Here is a 15,645-nt window from a genome sequence, read left to right on the forward strand (position 1 = left end):
CCTCCTTTCAAGGTTGGGTCAGGCCCGGTGCAGGTACTGGGCCATGGCGTCTTGCAACAGGTCATGGGCTTCGCGAGCCTGATCACCGACGACGTCGAGATCGGCCGGGTCACAGTCGCCGACCGCGAGGGAGTAGCCGACCAGCTCCCGCGCCAGGCGCCGGAGTTGGGCATCGGGCACGGCGCGCACGACGTGCGCACTGGCCGCGGTCATCTCGGTACGGGCCTGATAGCGGGCCCGCCGATCAGCCGGCGTCTCCAGCTGGTGATCGCGCCGGGCGACCCGCTTCAGGTACTGCTCACCCCGGTGACGGGCCGCCTTCTCCAGCAGCACCGCCACCGCCAGACCAGCCGCCTCACGCCGACGCTCCCTACGGCCCGCCAGATGCACGGCCCACTGGGCCAGCCCCGCGGCCAGCGCCCCGACCAGGACGGCGACGGCACCGACGATCGCGCTCCCCATGTCATCCCCCGTCGTTCTGGTCGGTGTACTGGTGACCGCTCGGGCACGTGAAAGTACGGATGCTGATGTTGCCGACCAGCCGATAGATCCCAGAGGTCGGAATCTGCCCGTCGATGTCGCAGGGGTAGCTGGCAAGCTCATTCGAGCCGAGCGCCACCGCGCCGGGCATGTGAGCGTGAATCCAGACAGGCAACGCCATCACGTCTCACCGCCCGCGGCGTCGTCGTGCGAGCCGGCCGGGCACTCATCCACCCAGCAGCGGTGCACGCGGCACGAGTCGGGGTGCTCGATCGTCAGGGAGTGCCACAGATCGTCCGACATGGTGATCGGCTCCAGCACGGTCGCCATCACAGGCCGTCCCCCCTCGGAATCCACAGACTGCGGTCCGCCTCGTAGGGGTTGATGCCACGCCGCAACTGATCGGCATGGTCACGAAGCTCCGCTGCACACTCGGCGGCCATACGCGCCTCGGAACTGGCAGGCTCGAAGCCTCCCGCGACAGCCAGAGCGCGCGCCGCCTGCAACTCGCGATCGGCGGCAAGGACGGTCATCTCGCGGCGACTGAAGAACATCACGCCACCGCCGGAGTTTGGATGCCGCGGATCTCGTCCATCAGCCGCGGCCCGCCACGGTGCGCGTCGTCCAGCTCGGTCGCGTCAAGGATGACCTCGGTCATGCGGGACTCGTCGCCCCGAGCCCAGGCGGCGCGGAACTCGGTCAGCAGCTGAAGCGCGAGACGGTCCGGATCGGGGCGGAGCTCGACGACCGTCGGAGCGGGCACCAGCGTCAACGCCCGGGCCGCAGTGGCCAGCGGGCTACGCAACGCGAGATCGGCGTCGGAGAGGGAACGCAGGGGTGCGTGATCGCTACCCGGGCGCGCCGGAATAGAATGCGTCTTAGCCATCAGGGGTCCCTTCACAGATCCTGGTGGTTAGGCCCTGGCCAGCGGTGGAGTCGCTGAGCTGGGGCCGTTTTGTTTGGTTGTGGGTGCCGGTGGAGTCGGCAGTTGAGGCTGCTTGGGGTGGAGTCCCCGCGTTGCTTCAACCCCCATGTTGAAGGTGCACTCTCTACCTGTCAACCACCTCCGGTTGATCCAACTCCCTTTATTCAACGGGGCATTGAACGCCGGACGATCGATCCCTACTCTGACTGCATGAGTGAAGCTCTGAGCGAGGCCCTGGATACCGCCCTGTCCGAAGCGGCGGAGGTCGCCGACCTCGTTGAGCGCTTCCGCGCCGCGCGCAGACTCCGGGCTCGGATAAGCGCAACCGACCGAGGTGCGATGGAGATCGAGCAAGGCGTTGTCTGGGCTCTTCATGAGGGCCGCAGCTGGGCAGACGTGGGCGATCTTCTGGGCTTCAGCGGCTCTCGCGCCGAGGCCATCGCCCGAGGCAGATAGAGCGTGTTCGGTCATGCCGTCGAGTCAACGCCTGACGCAACGCCCAGACCAGGACAGTCAGTGCAGCGACAGTGCAGTGATCATGCAGCCACAGTGCAGTACCGCAAGACGATGCGGCGGGAGCCGGTTAAGTGGACGTCATCGACATGTGGAACGGCCATCGAGCGTGTGCACTACAGGCCGCGCTCCGCATGACGAACGAGAGTTTCGCAACGCATCTCGGGGTGGCGGTCCGTACCGTCGCCGGCTGGCACAAAGACCCCGAAGTCGTGCCCCGCACCGAGATCCAGGCAGCACTAGACACCACTCACGAGAAGGCAGACCCAACAGTGCAGCTTCGCTTCGCGCGCATGGCACGCCCCGCCGCAGGACCTGCGGAGGCGCAGGCCCTGCGCGTCGCGATAGCGGTGGTCGTGCGCGGCGAGGAAGTCCTGCTGGTCTGCCGACGCGGCGATTCAACGCTGCGCTGGCAGTTCCCGGCCGGAATGGTGAAGCCGGGCGCCACGGCCGAGGACGTCGCGGCACAGGAGACCGTCGGCGAGACGGGAGTTCACGCAGCGGTACGCCGTCACCTCGGCGAGCGCCTTCACCCGGCCACCGGCGTGCTGGCCTCGTACTTCCTTTGCGAGTACCTGGCTGGCGACGCCGTCAATGTGGACGTCGTCGAGAACTCCGCCGTGAACTGGGTGCCGATCAAAGACCTACCGAAGTTCATCCCCGCCGACAAGATCTATCCGCCGATCACGGCAGCCCTGGAGGACGCATGACCGACACCACCGACAAGCCCGGGATCTCCGCCGCGATCATCGTCCAGGACGACAAGGTCCTGATGGTCCGACGGCGCATCAGCGAAGGCGAGTTGATGTGGCAGTTCCCCGCAGGCGCAATCGAGGCCGGAGAGACCGCCGAAGAGGCAGCCGTGCGGGAAACCCACGAGGAGACCGGGCTGACCGTCGAGGCAATCAAGCTGCTTGGCGAGCGGGTGCACCCGAAGACCGGGCGCCTGATGTCGTACACGGCGGCCGCCCCGCTCTCGGGCTCGGCCATCGTCGCTGATGAGGAAGAGCTCGACGCGGTTGCTTGGGTCGGCCTCGACGAGATCCCTGAGTACGTTCCTTACGGGCTGTTCGAGCCGGTGCAGGAGTACCTCGATGACACCCTGACCAGCCGCGCGTAGGGTCACAGGCAAGTAGGGGCTCCACTCAAACCGGGTGGAGCCCCTACTCATTCGCCTTCACGACCCTGCGGCCGGTGGGCGCCCTGGGCGCGCGCGGTTAGACAGCCACGTCGTGATCGTGGACTGCCGCCAAACTAGTGCTCGACTGAACGTCGCATCCGGCAGTGGCAGATCTTGGGGGCGCAGGGGGTGCCCTGCTCCCAGGCGTCGACGGGATCGCTTCAAGTACTCGCGCACCGAAGCAGCAGTGACGCCGGCCTGTCCGGCGACGGCCTCGGTGTCGATGTACGGGTCTTCCTGCCTTTCCGGCACCGCTCCTCCTTGTTCCCACGATGGGAACAACCGTATCGAAGCCTCCCGAGCCCTCCGCTCATTGACTTGATCCAAAGTGCTCTCCTTCCGCGAGGCTTGTAATTGTTCCCGTCATTGGTACTGTATAGGTGTTGCGGCAAGTCGCCCAGGGTGACACCGCCCACGTTCTGCACTGGAACTGCATCAGAGATGCATCGACGGTCTCTGAGGATCGGTTGACGATGTCTCCATCGGCGGACACGCCCCCATCGCGAAGGAGTGCCATGAGCGCACCCCCTGAGCGCACCGCGCTCTACCGGTACTTCGACGCAGCCGATCAGCTGCTGTACGTCGGCATCTCGTTCGACCCCGACGTCCGCTGGGAGGGGCATCAGGTCTATGCGACCTGGCGTGATGCTGCTGTGCGGCGTACCGAGACTTGGTTTCCCGCACGTTCCGAAGCGCTCGCGGCCGAGAAGCAGGCGATCCGCACCGAACAGCCGCTTCACAACAGGGCTCACAACTATGACGTCGTCGCGGACGGTTACCAGGACTGGCCCTCTCTGCGGGACCTAAAGAGAGGCAAGGCGGCACGCCTGGCGGAGCTCATCAGCACCGAGATCGCAGAGGGGCGATGGCTCCCCGGCCAGCGCATCCCACCGCCCGAAGCTCTGGCCGCCGCCACGGAGGTCGGCCGCAGCACCACGGATACCGCCTTGCGGAGACTGAAGGATGCCAACCACCTCGTCGCGCGGTATGGATCCGGGCACTTCGTTGCATGGCCGGGGCGAACGTCGTTCGGACCGCCACCAAGGAATGGATAACCGGGCCCCCCTCTCCGGCCAGATCCCGCCCCGCGTTTGAAACGTGAAAGGCCGGACGGTCATCACCCGTCCGGCCGGTTCAACCAGCGGCTCTGACCTCGCTGATCAAGAAACCCCATCACCCAAATGATTGGAGGCTCCTGATGGAGTCTACGCATCGTGCTGCTTTAGCGCAGCCCCGCCTCTCCCCTGCCGGGTCTGCGGGTCGGCTGTCTCCCGCGCTGGTTCATGGCCACCTGATTCACCTGCCCTGCGAATCGTGGTGCGTCACGGACCACGTAGCCGAGAACGAGGGTTTCCTGGAGGACGTGAGCCACTCCGGGGCCATGGTGGACCTGGTCGTCCCGGGTGGCGAGCCGTCGTATCGCCTTCTGGTACACGCCCGGTTGAGCGTTGATCCTTTCGCGCCTCGCGAGGAGGACCGGGCGCCGTTCGTCGTAATCGATGACGGGTCCGAGGACTTCCGGCTGTCACCGTCGCAGGCTGACGTGTTCGCGGACCGGTTGATCGCTTTCGCGCAGCAGGTGCGCGCGCTCGGCCGGGCGATCGGGGAGGCGTCGTGATCCAGCAGGTTCTGGAGCGGTTTCCTGCGGGTGCTCCGCGGGGTTCGTGGCCGGCGGAGGAGTTCGCCGAGCAGCAGCGCCGTGAGGGCCTGGCGGCGACGGTCGTGATGGACCTGGATGCGGACGCGTTCCTGGTTGTGGTCCGGGATCCTGACGGCGGTTAGGTCCGGTGTCGATCGAGCCCGGCCCGGGCGGGGTCACTGGTGTTGGTGAATCCTTGCGGGACGTCGGTTCACTGCGGGGGGTGCTCCCGTACCGTAGGGCGCCCCCCATGGTGAACAGGAGTACCGGTGATGGAGTTTGCTGAGGAGGCCCGGTCGCGGCGGGCGCATCTGCTGCGTATGGCCAGGCCGGACGATGACCGGTTGCGTGACCGTCTGCTGGCGTATGCGGACGGGACGCCGGATCCGCCGGCGATGGGGCATCACGGGATTGAGACGCGGGGCTGCCCGGAGTGCCGCGGCACGATGTGGCGGCAGCGCAAGGACTTTGTCTGTGCCGGTTGCGGTCACGTTCGGGGAGCGGTCATGGAGTGCCCGCACTGCCGTGTCGAGATGAAGCGGCCGCCGAAGGGCTGGGTGGACCGGCATCACTGCCCGAGGTGTCGCCGTACTGCGGCGTCGACGGATACGGCGGCCGACGTTGAGGCCCGTGAGCAGCAGCGTCTCGACGCGATCGCTCTGCTGGATGCGGCACTTGAGGAACAGCGCCACCAACACAAGGTCATCAGCGACCTGGAACAGGACATCTCGGACACTGAATGAGGGAAGGTCACCATGGGCGGGACCACGACCAAGGGCTGCGGCAGCTGCGGCGGCACAATGTGGAAGACCTACGAGACGGACAAGGACGGGAACGTCACGAGCCAGTCTCAGTGGGTCTGCTCCAACCCCCAGTGCGGCGCGATGGAGTAGCGCGAAGAGCAGTGAAGCCCGCCATCCCAGCTTGGGGTGGCGGGCTTTATCGTGCATCTACTCGGGGATGTCGGTCCATACTCGTGCCGCCAGCAGGTCGACTTCGTCCTGTGACAGGCCTGCACGGCATGCGATCGTCATCGTGGTGCCGTCTGGCAGCGTCGCTTCGCGCATCTCTACGCCCGGTACCGGCTCTTCCTCGTCCATATGTCACCCCTTCCTGCGGACCGTAACTGCCGGGACGGCGCGTCGGACACGGCGCGCTCCCGCCCTGGCTCCGCGGCGTGGCGCCGCAGCGCGGCTATTTCCCGGCGGCTACTTGGTCGGCGTCTTTGTCGGCTTTGGTGAGGGCTTTGTCGACTTCGGTGGTGGCGGGGGCTGGCTTGGTTGTGGTGTCGATGGTGTTCTTCTGTGCCCACTGGTTGATGGCGTCGGTGGCGGCGGCGATGTCGTCGTGCCAGGTGTTGATGCTGTCGGGTTCGTTGTCGGCGGTGAACTGTTTGTCAGCCTTGCGGAAGGCGTCTTCGCTGGTGAGGTCGAGGAGGGCTTTCTGTTGCCAGGGCCCGAACTTGGGGGTGCCCCAGGCGTTGCGGCCGGTGTTGATGCTGTCGCGGTAGTGCTGCACGTTGGCGTGAAGAATTTTCGCGGCGGCGGCGCGGCTGGCTGCGGGTGCGGGCTTCTTCGGGCCCTCGGGTGGGAGGCTGGCTTCGAGGGTCGCTGTTCCGGCCCCGGGGTTGGCCGTGGCGGTGGCGGGCCGGCCATCGGCTTTGGGTGTGCTGGTCGAGCAGCCAGCGAGTAGGAGCCCTGCGGCGGCGAGCGCGATGACGGTGCGTCTGTGGTTCATGGGTCCCCCAAGCGGTGAGGGGCCTATTGCACTGCTGAACGCCGGGGCGGGCGAGCGGTGTTGCCGTTTCGTGACGGGACAGTGGTGGGATCTGTCGCTGAGCGTGACTAGACCGGAGGTCGTGCGCAGCGTTTGTTTCACCCTGGGCGTTACAAACGCTGCACCCTGTCACGCCTGGTGGCTACGGTCCGTGACATGAAGGAGCGCCCCCGGCCCGGCGGGGGCGGGGGCGCTCGGCGCGCTCTGCGCCAACAGGCGCGCGGTGCACGGTTGGAGCCGGTGCGGCCGTCCAAAAGGAGGCGTGTCCAACGGTAGTGCTCCCCCGACAGGGCCGGCTATGCCTGGTAGGGCTTTGGCACGCAAAGGAATCAACTCAAGCTGGCGAGGGCATCGGCTCGCGGCGGCACCGAGGGCGTAACCCCTGCTGCGCCTGGGAGTTGACCGGTCATGGACGATCTCGCTGCCCCTGTGACTGGTACGTACTCCGATGCCCCGCGCGAACCGTTGATCACTCTGGTGGAGGCGCGGGATGTCGTGCGGCTGCTGCGCCACTTCGCCGAAACCCACGGGCAGGGCTCCGACGAGGGGCTCGACGCCTATGCCCTGGCCACCGAGTTGGCTGGCCGACTGTCGTCAGAGTGACTTGGGGAAGTCCCGCGCCTTGATCTTTGCCATGCGGCCGTCGGCGTGGTGGAAGACCAGGCCTTCCGATCCGTCGACCTCGGCGAGCTGAAGGACGATCGTGCGAAGGTCGTCAAACGACCTGCCTGGCAGGGAGACGACGTCGGCTTCGGCGTGCGCGATGAGCCAGTGATGGGGCTCGCCCTCGGGATTCCCGTTGATCTTCGGGCCGACCAGCTCGTAAGTGCCCGGCCGGAACGGCGGGACGTCCTCACGGAGACGCTCGACATTGGCGATTGCCTCGGCATGGAACTTCGCGAAACTCGACTGCTCGACCTGCTCCCAGCCGACGGTGCGGCCGGTGATCTCGTCGGTACTGATGGCCTGGAAGGTCGGCGGCGGGGTCTTGCCGGGCTTGACCTCGCGGCGCGCCCACCAGGTGACGCCGTCGTACATGACGCAGGTCCCGTCGTACTTCCTGGTGGCTACGCCTTCGCCGGCGAGGACCCATTCGCAGCCGGGCGTCACCGCAGGCAGGACGTAGCGGCGGTCCTCGGGATTGCGAGCGAACATGGTCGGGATCTTCTGCATGTGGATCTCCTGGTGGGTGCTGCACAGATTGTGGTCGACGAGCAGCCGGTCAGTCGCGGCATTTACTGTCAGCCCGTGAGGCGACTCGGGTTAGCCGTTGAGGGCCTGCTCGATGTGGTCGGCGTAGTCGACGGCCAGGTTGTGGGGCGAGCACCAGGTCCGCATGTCGGCGGCCAGGGCGCGGACTCGTTCGAGGGCGGCTTGGTCTTTTCCGCCTTGCGTGGCCAGGGCGACGTGGGCTCGGTGGAGGGCGTCGTGCCTAGAGCGCAGCTGCTCCAGCTCGGTGTCCCGGATGGTGAGCACAGCGTCGGCGTGCGCGTACCAGGCGGCCCGCATGTGTTCCCATTCGCGGCCGTCGGCGAGGAACGCCTTGGATCCTGCGTGACCGGCCATGGCTTCCGCGTACCGCTGCCGCAGATCCGCCGGTTCGTTGTGCGCGGCTGGCTCCGGTGTGGGCTGGCTGTAGGCGTCGCGGATGCGCTGGTCGAGGACGGCGTCGGCCTGCTGGGCTTGCCAGGCTGCGAGTCCGATGACGTCGCCGACAGCCTCGCCGAGCGGGGTGCCATGCCCGATCATTTGGTCGAGCTTCGCCAGGTCGTCGATGGTGATCGGCACGCCAGGCGGCGGGGGCCGGTAGCCGTTCGTCGTGCAGATCTTGGTGAGGATGAAGTGGGCAGCGGCGTCTTCGCTGTTCGAGGCCGATGGGGCTGGCGGCTGATCTTGCCCGGGTGCTACAGCCTCAACCGTGGGGGCGGCATCGTCCGCCCCGTTGGCTGCGGCGAGGACGGCGTCGGCTACGGCCTCGCGGACGGACAGCGGCAGCCACTGCCCGGGGGCGTTGAGGACCGGTGCGACCGCGTTGCGGGCCAGGGCTCGCCGGCGGGTGTCGGCCCCGGCGGCGATGTCTTCCGTCCGCCGTTCGAGCAGGGTGGTGGCGGCGTCGGGTTCGGGGCATTCGAGGCGGGCGCAGGTGATGTAGCCGCCGGAGCCGACGAACAGGGACGCGCCGCGGCAGGCCGGGCAGCGGCCTTGGACGGCGGGGAAGGCGCTGGTCGACGGGTTGTCCAGGGTTGTCCGAGTGCTGTCGACGCGCTGTTCGAGGTCGGTGACGGTGCGCGTGACCATCTGGGCTCGGTCCGTAAGGGCAGCGAGCCGGAGTTCGCTGAAGGTCACGATGTGGCCGCACGGGTCCTGGCGGATCGACATCAGCGACAGGTTCAGGTGGTCTTCGCGGACGGTGACGTCTTGGACCGGCTGCTGGCAGACGACGCACGGCGGCCAGGGGTAGAGCAGAAGCGCAACGCCATATTCCTCATGCTCTCGGCGGCGTTCCACGGCGACGAGCACCTTGAGGAGCTCGTCGTCGGTGAGGCGGCGGGTGTCAGGCTGGTCGTTCACGTCGTCTCCTCGGGCAGGTTCAGGTCGGTGGTCGTGGCGGGCCAGGGTGCGCCGTGTGCGCCGAGCCCGGAGTGGTAGCCGGGGCAGTCGACGTGGGCCTCCTCGGCCGGGGCGTGGAGGTCGAGGAAGGCTTGCTCGTCGGGGTCGAGGGCGGTCACGGCTGGGGCTCGGCGTTCCCCCACCGGATGAGCTGCCGAAGCCAGACGGCGTCTTCGGGTGCGACGTGCTGGCCCGCAGTGGGCTGGACGACTAGGCGGACCGGCTGACCGTCACCGTCGCGTTGTGCGTCGACGTGGACGGCCCAGGAGCAGCGCGTGGGGGCGCCGTGCCCGTCGGGGCAGTGGGCGCACGGCGCGTTCTCGTCGACCTCGCTGGTCTCGTGGTCGAGCCAGATGATGCGGGTGGCGCCGCCGTGGCCGTGTACGTGCTCGGCGTCGTCCATGCGGTCCCAGTGGACGCTGGAGGGTCGTTCGCCGAGCCAGCGGACGGAGGCGGTGCCGTCGGGCCACAGCACGCCGTCGGCGACGCGGCCGGTGCCGGAGACGCCTGTGATGTCGATGTCGCGCTGGAGGTAGAAGCGTCGAGGGGGCTGAGGACTGGTCATTTCGGTTCCTTCCGGGCGGGGTTGGGGTGGCGGGGCGCCTGTGTGGCCCTGAGGGCCGTTCTCGGGGCGGGAGGTCCGTGACTGCCTCCGGGGCGAGTTCGGGCGGGAGAACCGCGCCCCGGAGTCGTGCAAGGGCTATGCAGCAGCTTCGGTGGGGGCGTCGTCGCGGCGGAGGGCTCCGTAGCCGCCGACGGGTGCGGGCCATCCCCACAGCGTCCCGAACGGCTTCTCGCGGGCAATGAGGCCGACGTCCTCGGGGTTGTTGCACCGGAGGCCTTTTCGGTGCTGGTCGAACGCGGACAGGGAGCTGAACGTCCGATGGCAGCACGAGGCGTGTGATCGTTCGGTCCCGGTCCACCAGGCGCCGCATTCGCCGTGGATCACGGCGTTCGGGGGTATCGGGGTCGGAGTCACATCTTCGGTCGGCACAGAGTTGCCCTTTCCTGCGGGAAGAGTTTTGGTCAGGAGCGATTGGGGCGCCGTCGGCGTCCTTGACTGAGCCCGGGGCCCTGAGGCGGCGTTCACGGCGCGGACGCCTTCTCGGGTGTGGAGGCCGCCGGGATCAGCCCCCGCTCCCGCGCCACCCGCACTGCCGCCGAGCGCTTCAACTCGCGCGGCAGGTAGGCCACATCGAGCCGCTGGTACGCCGTCGACAGGAGCGTCGAGACGCGTTCCCGGGTGACGCCCATGCGTCGGCCGACCTCGGCGAGGCTGGCCCCGTCGGCGGCCAGGGTGAGCGCCTCGGCCTGCCTGCCCGTCAGCGGCATCCGCTTCGGACCCCTCACGACTGGCTCCCGTTGATCGCTCGGGCGACGGCGAGGGCGGCGTTGATCGTGCAGTCCTCCTCGCCGCACCGGTCGCTGTGCTCACCGGCCAACGGGCTGGCCGCCTCGGCCTCCAGCCAGTCGGCCAACTCAGGCCCGAAGATGGCGAGCGCGCCCGGCGCCCAGGGTCGGGTTGGCTCGTCGGCGACCCAGACACGGATCTTCTCCGCCGCCGCCTGGAGTTCGTCGGCGGGGCTGGTGTCGGTCATGTTTCCTCCGGTGGTGTTCGTGCTGGACTGGGCGGGCGCCGCTCCGGATAGGCCCCGGAGCGGCGCGTCGGGCGTCACGGGGCAGGGCGCTCGTCAAGATCCGGCTCCGGGTCGTAGCCGGTGAGGGTCGCCACCCGCCACTGCGGCTCCGACGGCCACGCCTCCTTGGGCTGCTGCTGGCGCGGGTTGGCGAGGCATGTACCGGGATCGACGCCTTCGCAGTTGTCGCAGGCGTGCCCGGCCTCCTCGGGCTGCTGCGCCTCGTCGGCCATGCGGCGGAGGCGTCGCGGGGCGGTACCGGACTTCAGGCGAGCACGGATCGCCTCGCTGGTTGCCGCACTCGGTGGAGTGTTGATCGCTCGGTCGTAGGCGTCCGCCGCCTCCTGCTCGTCGGCCATGCGGCGGACCTCGGTTGCTGCGGCGGCCAGTTCTCGGGCGGCGCGCGCTTCCTCGCCGAAGTCCGAGCTGGAAAGCGCGTCGATGGCAGTGGCGCGCCGATCGCACTCGTTAGCCGCTTCCCGCAGCCCGGCGCTTCGGCCGACGGGCGCTGGCAGGACGGCCATCACGGCGTCGGCATGGTCGCCGTATTCGTCGGGCTCCATCAGCTCGTCAGGCAGCCAGGTGAAGCCGGACGCCTCGCAGATCGCGCGGCGGATCCGGTCGCGCAGGGTGGGCTGGTCGGTCATCGCTGTTTCCATTCGGGGCAGTTGGTGACGGGCGTGAAGTCGGCGGGCAGCGGGAGTCCGGCGGTGCAGGACGGCATGTCCGGGCCTGAGCTGCCCCAGTTGCAGCCGGGCTCGCAGCCGCATGCGTCGCCGCCCGGGTCGAAGTGCTCGCACGTCTTGCAGGCCCGGGTGGCGGGGTTCTTCCAGCAGCGGTCGATGTGCGCGGCCGTCGCGGCCTTCCTGGAGCGGCTGCGGGAGCAGTGCGGGCAGGCGTACCGGGTCACGCGGACCAGCACCGGGCCGGGCAGGTCGGTCATCGCTGCACGCCCCCGATCACGCGGGCCGCGTCATCGTCGTGGGCATGGCCGTTGACGTGCGCCCACTCGGCGACGTCCATCGGCCAACGCAGATCCTGGTAGCCGATCACGACGTGGGTGCCGTCCTGGCGGACCGTGTGCACGCTGTCGCCGGGCCGGGTCGCCTCCTCGACGACAGCGGCGGCGGACTCGGGGCTGATGCAGGTGAGTTGGATCTCGGTCATGGGGTTCCTCCGGGTCGGGTGGTCGGGGCGGTCAGGCGGCGGGGTCAGGCGGAGGCAGGGAGCCCGGGCTGGACGATGCGCGCGAACCCTGCGCGCCATGTGTCGCAGCCGCAGAACACGGAGCGGTGCGGGTGGTCCTGGCAGCCAGCGCGATAGCGGTCGACGGCGGCGAGCAGCGACGGGTGGGCGGGCCGGGCCAGGCCGACGCTGCCAGTGGTCTGCGGGTGCCCGTTCCACGTGCTGGTGGCCTCGCACCCAAGGGCCCGGAGGGATGCAGCCAAGGTGTCCAGCTCGCCAGGCTCCAACGGGTTCGCCGGGGTCTTGAGCTCGTTGGGCCCGTTGTCGATCCACGCGATCTCCGCGACATCCACGACGACGACGACGCGCTTCCAGTCATTGGCGGGGATGAAGCTGTAGCGCCGGTTGGTGGCGGATGCGTTCAGCAGCAGGCCGTGGTGCTGCTGCCAGGCGTTGTCGGGCTGCTCGGTTTCGTACAGCCAGCGCAGTCCAGTGGTGAGGACAGTGTCGAGTTCGGGCATCGGGTTTCTCCTCGGTGTGGTGGCGGGTCAGGGGGCTGGCGGGCGGCCACGGCGGTCGTCGTGGCACGGCAGGCAGTCAGGCAGTGCAGGCGGGGCAGTGGCATGTGGTGTCGCAGGCGGGCCGGCCGTCCAACTCCCAGGCCCGGTACTCGGCGAGCGCCTGGTCGACGGCGGCGGGATGAATCTGGGGCCGGGCCACGGGGCCGCTGACGGGCCAGGCGCCGGGACGGTCGCGCGGTATCTCCGGCTCGGGGTCGGGGGGCTTGGGTTCGGCGGGCGCGGGCCGGCCGGTGAGGGAGCGGACCCAGGCGACGAGGTCGCCGTCGGCGCGGAGGGCGGCGATGTCCGCCGGCTCCGCGTTCACGCGATGGCCATGTCGACGAACTGGGCATAGTGCCCGGCGAACGCGGTGGTGATCGTGGCGGTGGGTCCGCCGCGGTGCTTGCCGACGATGAAGTCGGCCTCGCCGGCCCGCGGGGATTCCTTCTCGTAGGCGTCCTCACGGTGCAGGAGGATCACGATGTCGGCGTCCTGCTCGATCGCCCCGGACTCGCGCAGGTCGGACACCATCGGCTTCTTCTCGGTGCGCTGTTCGGGGCCGCGGTTGAGCTGGGCGAGGACGACCAGGGTGATCCCGAACTCCTTGGCGAGGAGCTTGAGTCCGCGGCTGAGCTTGGCGACCTCGGCCTGCCGGTTCTCCGCCTTGGGTGCCTGCATCAGCTGGAGGTAGTCGATGACGACGAGGCGCAGGCCGACGGTGCGCACGAGGTGACGGATACGGCCTCGCAGGATGGGCAGCGACAGGTGGGCGCTGTCGTTGATGTGCAGGGGCGCCTCGGCGATCTGCGGGACGAAGCGGGCCGCGCGTGCCATGTCGGCGTCGCTGACGATGCCCTGCTTGATGTGGTGCAGGGGGATGCGGGCCTGCGCCGCGAGGATGCTGTTGCCGAGTTCGTCCTCGCCCATCTCCAGCGACTCAAACAGCGTCGGGATCCGGTGGGTGATCGCGGCGGCGCGGGCGAGACCGAGGCCGAGGGTGCTCTTGCCCATGGCGGGCCGGGCGCCGACGACGACCATCTGCCCGGCGGCGAATCCCCCGGTGAACAGGCTGTCGAGGTCCATGAAGCCGGTCGGGATCCGGTCGGCGTTGGTGGGCGGCGTGACGGCGCGCTCCAGGGCGTCGCCGATGATGTCGCCGACGAGCTTCGGGGCTCCGGCGGCCTCCCTGCGCATCAGCCCGTCGAGGGCGTCCTGGGCGGCGGCGATGTCAGTCTCGGGGTCGAAGCCGGCGGACTGGGCGCGCAGCCGCATGTCGGAGCTGAGGGCGAGGCAGCGACGGGCGACGGCCTTGGTGGTGATCTGCCGGGCGTGCCAGGAGGCGGCCTGGTAGGACGGCTCGGCCTCGTCGTACAGCCGCATCAGCTCGCTGATGTCGAGGGGCGGGACCGGGATGTAGCCGGTGGCCTTCCAGGCCTGGAGCTGCCGGTCGACGGCCTGCCAGCGGATCTCGCCGACGGTGAGGGTCTGGCGGACCTCGTCGACGGCGTGCCAGACCCAGCGCAGCCGGTCGTCCTGGATGTCGGCCGGGTCGAACTCGTGGGCCAGTTCGTCGATGAGGGCGGGCCGGGCCATGACGGACGCGGCAATGACGCGCTCCTCAGTGGCAGAGGCCGGGCCGTCGGCGGGCTTGTCGTCGAGGGGGGCGTCCCACAGGTCGGCGCTCATGCGGCGGTCTCCTTGCGGCGGTCGGCGCCTTCGAGGAGGACGACGCTGGACTGGCACATTTCGGCGAGCCGGGACGAGACGCGGGGGCCGGTGACCTCGGACAGCTGGTTGGGCAGCACGTCACAGGTGATGATCACGGGGCGGCGGTTGATGTATCGCTCGTCGAAGATCTCGAAGAGGCGCTCCTGCGTCCACGGGGACGCCTTGGCCGCGGCCAGGTCGTCGATGAACAGCAGGTCGCAGGCCTGGAGTTCGCCGACCAGGGTGCGGCGGATCTCGTCGGGCCCGTCGGGGCGCAGCGCGTCGAACAGCGCCGTCGACCGGTAGGTCCGCAGATCGGGGCCGCCGTTCCAGGGGCGGGCCGGGGCGTACCAGGCTTCGAGCCAGCGCCGGCAGGTGCGCCAGGCGGTGTGGGTCTTGCCGACGCCGATCGGGCCGGCGAGGAAGAGGCTGCTGCTGCCCCAACCGGCGATCCAGTCCCGGACGTCCCCGGGGAGGTCGATGGGCTTGCGGTAGATCAGCGGGGTGCGCTCGTCGAAGTGGCTGAGCGCGGCGTAGGCGCGCTCCTGGAGCCAGCTGGCCCGGGGGCTGAGGTCGTTGTCAGCCGAACTTGAGTGCATTTTTCTTCTCCTCGTCGGTCATGTCTCGGGGTGCGGGCGCGGGGCCGGCGGGGCGCGGCAGGGAGGGCACGTCGTCCTCGAAGCGCTTCTGGTTCAGCCAGGTCGAGGCGTGCGGGATGAACTGCTGCTCGGTCTTCGCCGCGACGTGGTAGTCGGCGTGGGCTTTGACGGCAGCGAGAAGGGCGTCCGGGTCGGCGCCGGCCTGGGTCGCCTTGATCCACGCTTTGGCGGCTTCGCTCTTGCCGGCCTTGCGGGGGTAGCGGGTCCAGAACTCGTCGAAGGCAGGGCCGGGATCGGGTGGAGTGCGCGCCGCCGAAGGCGGGTTTCCCTTCCCTGTTCCCTGTTCCTTTCCTTTCCCTGTTCCTTTCCTTTCCGCCAGTGAGTCCTCACTGACTCCTCCGTGAGGAGTGGATGAGTCCTCATCACCGCAGGTCGCGCCCAGGATTGGGGCCTTTGGAGGCGGAGGGATCTTGCTCGGCGTCGGGCGGTTGATTTTCTGGTGCTCAGCCCACCCCGTGACGGCCAGGTAGCGCCTCTGATTGAGGGTGTAACGAGCGATCAGTGAGGACTCACTGAGGGCTCCCAGATCCCCCTCGATGTCGAGCGCGGTGCGGTCGTCGAGGGGCCACAAGGCGGCCTTGATGAGACGCGAATCGTCGACACAGCGACCCTCGTCGTCGACGTGCGTCCACAGGCCAATGAACGTGAGGCGCTGCTCCGACGTCAGGTCGGCGATCGTCAGCGAAGTGAAGAACTCCGGCTTGATCGAGCGGATACGGGCCATCAGATCGGCTTCTTCCTGGCGGTACGGGTAAGGGGGTGCGGGTGCCGGGT

Annotated in this window: 31 protein-coding genes; 9 read left to right on the forward strand and 22 right to left on the reverse strand. The window is 68.9% G+C overall.

Translation table 11 applies throughout. From position 1 onward, the window contains the following. Positions 1–18: 18 nt before the first annotated feature. Genes IE267_RS24095 through IE267_RS24115 form a run of 5 tightly spaced genes read right to left on the reverse strand, consistent with a single transcriptional unit; the run spans position 19 to position 1,366 of the window. Positions 19–462 (reverse strand): hypothetical protein, encoded by a 444-nt coding sequence (locus IE267_RS24095; protein WP_189764662.1) that lies wholly within the window; start codon positions 460–462, stop codon positions 19–21. 1 nt (position 463) lies between these two features. Next, the gene (locus IE267_RS24100) at positions 464–631 is read right to left on the reverse strand and encodes a hypothetical protein (RefSeq protein WP_189764663.1); all 168 of its coding nucleotides are present in this window, start codon (positions 629–631) and stop codon (positions 464–466) included. A 29-nt stretch (positions 632–660) separates the two neighbouring features. After that, positions 661–810 carry a hypothetical protein gene (locus IE267_RS24105; RefSeq protein ID WP_189764664.1) on the reverse strand — a complete coding sequence of 50 codons (150 nt, stop codon included), beginning with the start codon at positions 808–810 and terminating at the stop codon, positions 661–663. Continuing rightward, entirely contained in the window at positions 810–1,037 is a 228-nt protein-coding gene (locus IE267_RS24110) for a hypothetical protein (RefSeq protein ID WP_189764665.1), read from the reverse strand. The genes IE267_RS24105 and IE267_RS24110 overlap by 1 nt, the downstream gene beginning before the upstream one ends. Continuing rightward, a complete protein-coding gene (locus IE267_RS24115) occupies positions 1,034–1,366 on the reverse strand; it encodes a hypothetical protein (protein WP_189764666.1) in 333 nt (110 codons plus the stop codon). Before IE267_RS24115 ends, IE267_RS24110 begins: the two co-directional genes overlap by 4 nt. A gap of 249 nt (positions 1,367–1,615) precedes the next feature. On the opposite strand from IE267_RS24115, the gene IE267_RS24120 reads away from it, so the two are divergent. The 8 genes from IE267_RS24120 to IE267_RS24155 all read left to right on the forward strand — a co-directional run bounded on the left by IE267_RS24120 (position 1,616) and on the right by IE267_RS24155 (position 5,630). Further along, entirely contained in the window at positions 1,616–1,861 is a 246-nt protein-coding gene (locus IE267_RS24120) for a hypothetical protein (RefSeq protein ID WP_189764667.1), read from the forward strand. A 131-nt stretch (positions 1,862–1,992) separates the two neighbouring features. Continuing rightward, complete coding sequence (locus IE267_RS24125) at positions 1,993–2,628, forward strand: NUDIX hydrolase (RefSeq protein ID WP_189764668.1); 636 nt, start codon at positions 1,993–1,995, stop codon at positions 2,626–2,628. Beyond that, positions 2,625–3,038: an NUDIX hydrolase gene (locus tag IE267_RS24130; protein ID WP_189764669.1), complete on the forward strand. Its 414-nt coding sequence runs from the start codon at positions 2,625–2,627 to the stop codon at positions 3,036–3,038. The genes IE267_RS24125 and IE267_RS24130 overlap by 4 nt, the downstream gene beginning before the upstream one ends. A 575-nt stretch (positions 3,039–3,613) precedes the next feature. Then, positions 3,614–4,153: a GntR family transcriptional regulator gene (locus tag IE267_RS24135; RefSeq protein WP_189764670.1), complete on the forward strand. Its 540-nt coding sequence runs from the start codon at positions 3,614–3,616 to the stop codon at positions 4,151–4,153. 143 nt (positions 4,154–4,296) lie between these two features. Beyond that, complete coding sequence (locus tag IE267_RS40475) at positions 4,297–4,716, forward strand: DUF6907 domain-containing protein (RefSeq protein WP_373304586.1); 420 nt, start codon at positions 4,297–4,299, stop codon at positions 4,714–4,716. Beyond that, positions 4,713–4,880 (forward strand): DUF8839 family protein, encoded by a 168-nt coding sequence (locus IE267_RS24145; RefSeq protein ID WP_189764775.1) that lies wholly within the window; start codon positions 4,713–4,715, stop codon positions 4,878–4,880. Before IE267_RS40475 ends, IE267_RS24145 begins: the two co-directional genes overlap by 4 nt. Positions 4,881–5,009: 129 nt before the next feature. Then, positions 5,010–5,480, forward strand: coding sequence for a hypothetical protein (locus IE267_RS39725; RefSeq protein WP_229861391.1), 471 nt, complete (start codon positions 5,010–5,012; stop codon positions 5,478–5,480). A 12-nt stretch (positions 5,481–5,492) separates the two neighbouring features. Beyond that, positions 5,493–5,630, forward strand: a complete 138-nt coding sequence (locus tag IE267_RS24155; RefSeq protein ID WP_189764672.1) for a hypothetical protein — start codon at positions 5,493–5,495, stop codon at positions 5,628–5,630. 57 nt (positions 5,631–5,687) lie between these two features. Here the strand turns inward: IE267_RS24155 and IE267_RS24160 are convergent, their stop codons facing one another. Together IE267_RS24160 and IE267_RS24165 are read right to left on the reverse strand one after the other, a co-directional pair. Next, positions 5,688–5,837, reverse strand: a complete 150-nt coding sequence (locus IE267_RS24160; RefSeq protein WP_189764673.1) for a hypothetical protein — start codon at positions 5,835–5,837, stop codon at positions 5,688–5,690. 94 nt (positions 5,838–5,931) lie between these two features. After that, entirely contained in the window at positions 5,932–6,474 is a 543-nt protein-coding gene (locus IE267_RS24165; protein ID WP_189764674.1) for a hypothetical protein, read from the reverse strand. Between the two features lie 447 nt (positions 6,475–6,921). Here IE267_RS24165 and IE267_RS24170 point away from each other — a divergent pair, with 447 nt between their 5' ends. Beyond that, positions 6,922–7,116: a hypothetical protein gene (locus IE267_RS24170; RefSeq protein ID WP_189764675.1), complete on the forward strand. Its 195-nt coding sequence runs from the start codon at positions 6,922–6,924 to the stop codon at positions 7,114–7,116. On the opposite strand, the gene IE267_RS24175 is transcribed toward IE267_RS24170, so the two are convergent. The 15 genes from IE267_RS24175 to IE267_RS24240 form a co-directional block, all read right to left on the reverse strand. Then, positions 7,108–7,686, reverse strand: coding sequence for a hypothetical protein (locus tag IE267_RS24175; RefSeq protein ID WP_189764676.1), 579 nt, complete (start codon positions 7,684–7,686; stop codon positions 7,108–7,110). The genes IE267_RS24170 and IE267_RS24175 overlap by 9 nt on opposite strands. A 90-nt stretch (positions 7,687–7,776) precedes the next feature. Continuing rightward, positions 7,777–9,084 (reverse strand): hypothetical protein, encoded by a 1,308-nt coding sequence (locus IE267_RS24180; RefSeq protein WP_189764677.1) that lies wholly within the window; start codon positions 9,082–9,084, stop codon positions 7,777–7,779. Next, on the reverse strand, positions 9,081–9,242 hold the full coding sequence (locus IE267_RS24185; RefSeq protein ID WP_189764678.1) for a hypothetical protein: 162 nt from the start codon (positions 9,240–9,242) through the stop codon (positions 9,081–9,083). The genes IE267_RS24180 and IE267_RS24185 overlap by 4 nt, the downstream gene beginning before the upstream one ends. After that, complete coding sequence (locus IE267_RS39730) at positions 9,239–9,688, reverse strand: hypothetical protein (RefSeq protein ID WP_229861392.1); 450 nt, start codon at positions 9,686–9,688, stop codon at positions 9,239–9,241. Before IE267_RS39730 ends, IE267_RS24185 begins: the two co-directional genes overlap by 4 nt. Before the next feature lie 135 nt (positions 9,689–9,823). Further along, positions 9,824–10,213: an FDXHR family putative zinc-binding protein gene (locus tag IE267_RS40585; protein WP_444545462.1), complete on the reverse strand. Its 390-nt coding sequence runs from the start codon at positions 10,211–10,213 to the stop codon at positions 9,824–9,826. After that, a complete protein-coding gene (locus IE267_RS24195) occupies positions 10,210–10,473 on the reverse strand; it encodes a sigma factor-like helix-turn-helix DNA-binding protein (RefSeq protein ID WP_189764679.1) in 264 nt (87 codons plus the stop codon). The genes IE267_RS40585 and IE267_RS24195 overlap by 4 nt, the downstream gene beginning before the upstream one ends. Beyond that, the gene (locus IE267_RS24200; protein WP_189764680.1) at positions 10,470–10,721 is read right to left on the reverse strand and encodes a hypothetical protein; all 252 of its coding nucleotides are present in this window, start codon (positions 10,719–10,721) and stop codon (positions 10,470–10,472) included. Before IE267_RS24200 ends, IE267_RS24195 begins: the two co-directional genes overlap by 4 nt. A gap of 74 nt (positions 10,722–10,795) precedes the next feature. Beyond that, the gene (locus tag IE267_RS24205) at positions 10,796–11,407 is read right to left on the reverse strand and encodes a hypothetical protein (protein ID WP_189764681.1); all 612 of its coding nucleotides are present in this window, start codon (positions 11,405–11,407) and stop codon (positions 10,796–10,798) included. Next, on the reverse strand, positions 11,404–11,703 hold the full coding sequence (locus IE267_RS24210; protein WP_189764682.1) for a hypothetical protein: 300 nt from the start codon (positions 11,701–11,703) through the stop codon (positions 11,404–11,406). Before IE267_RS24210 ends, IE267_RS24205 begins: the two co-directional genes overlap by 4 nt. Next, entirely contained in the window at positions 11,700–11,927 is a 228-nt protein-coding gene (locus tag IE267_RS24215) for a hypothetical protein (RefSeq protein ID WP_189764683.1), read from the reverse strand. The genes IE267_RS24210 and IE267_RS24215 overlap by 4 nt, the downstream gene beginning before the upstream one ends. A 44-nt stretch (positions 11,928–11,971) precedes the next feature. Next, on the reverse strand, positions 11,972–12,466 hold the full coding sequence (locus IE267_RS24220) for a hypothetical protein (protein WP_189764684.1): 495 nt from the start codon (positions 12,464–12,466) through the stop codon (positions 11,972–11,974). Between the two features lie 76 nt (positions 12,467–12,542). Continuing rightward, a complete protein-coding gene (locus IE267_RS24225) occupies positions 12,543–12,830 on the reverse strand; it encodes a hypothetical protein (RefSeq protein WP_189764685.1) in 288 nt (95 codons plus the stop codon). Then, entirely contained in the window at positions 12,827–14,191 is a 1,365-nt protein-coding gene (locus tag IE267_RS24230; RefSeq protein ID WP_189764686.1) for a replicative DNA helicase, read from the reverse strand. Before IE267_RS24230 ends, IE267_RS24225 begins: the two co-directional genes overlap by 4 nt. Continuing rightward, positions 14,188–14,811 carry a DnaA ATPase domain-containing protein gene (locus IE267_RS24235; protein ID WP_189764687.1) on the reverse strand — a complete coding sequence of 208 codons (624 nt, stop codon included), beginning with the start codon at positions 14,809–14,811 and terminating at the stop codon, positions 14,188–14,190. The genes IE267_RS24230 and IE267_RS24235 overlap by 4 nt, the downstream gene beginning before the upstream one ends. After that, on the reverse strand, positions 14,792–15,595 hold the full coding sequence (locus IE267_RS24240; protein ID WP_189764688.1) for an LvrA C-terminal domain-related protein: 804 nt from the start codon (positions 15,593–15,595) through the stop codon (positions 14,792–14,794). The genes IE267_RS24235 and IE267_RS24240 overlap by 20 nt, the downstream gene beginning before the upstream one ends. Positions 15,596–15,645: the final 50 nt, after the last annotated feature.

The sequence above is a fragment of the Streptomyces xanthochromogenes genome, assembly GCF_014650455.1.
In the GTDB taxonomy this organism is placed as follows: domain Bacteria; phylum Actinomycetota; class Actinomycetes; order Streptomycetales; family Streptomycetaceae; genus Streptomyces; species Streptomyces xanthochromogenes.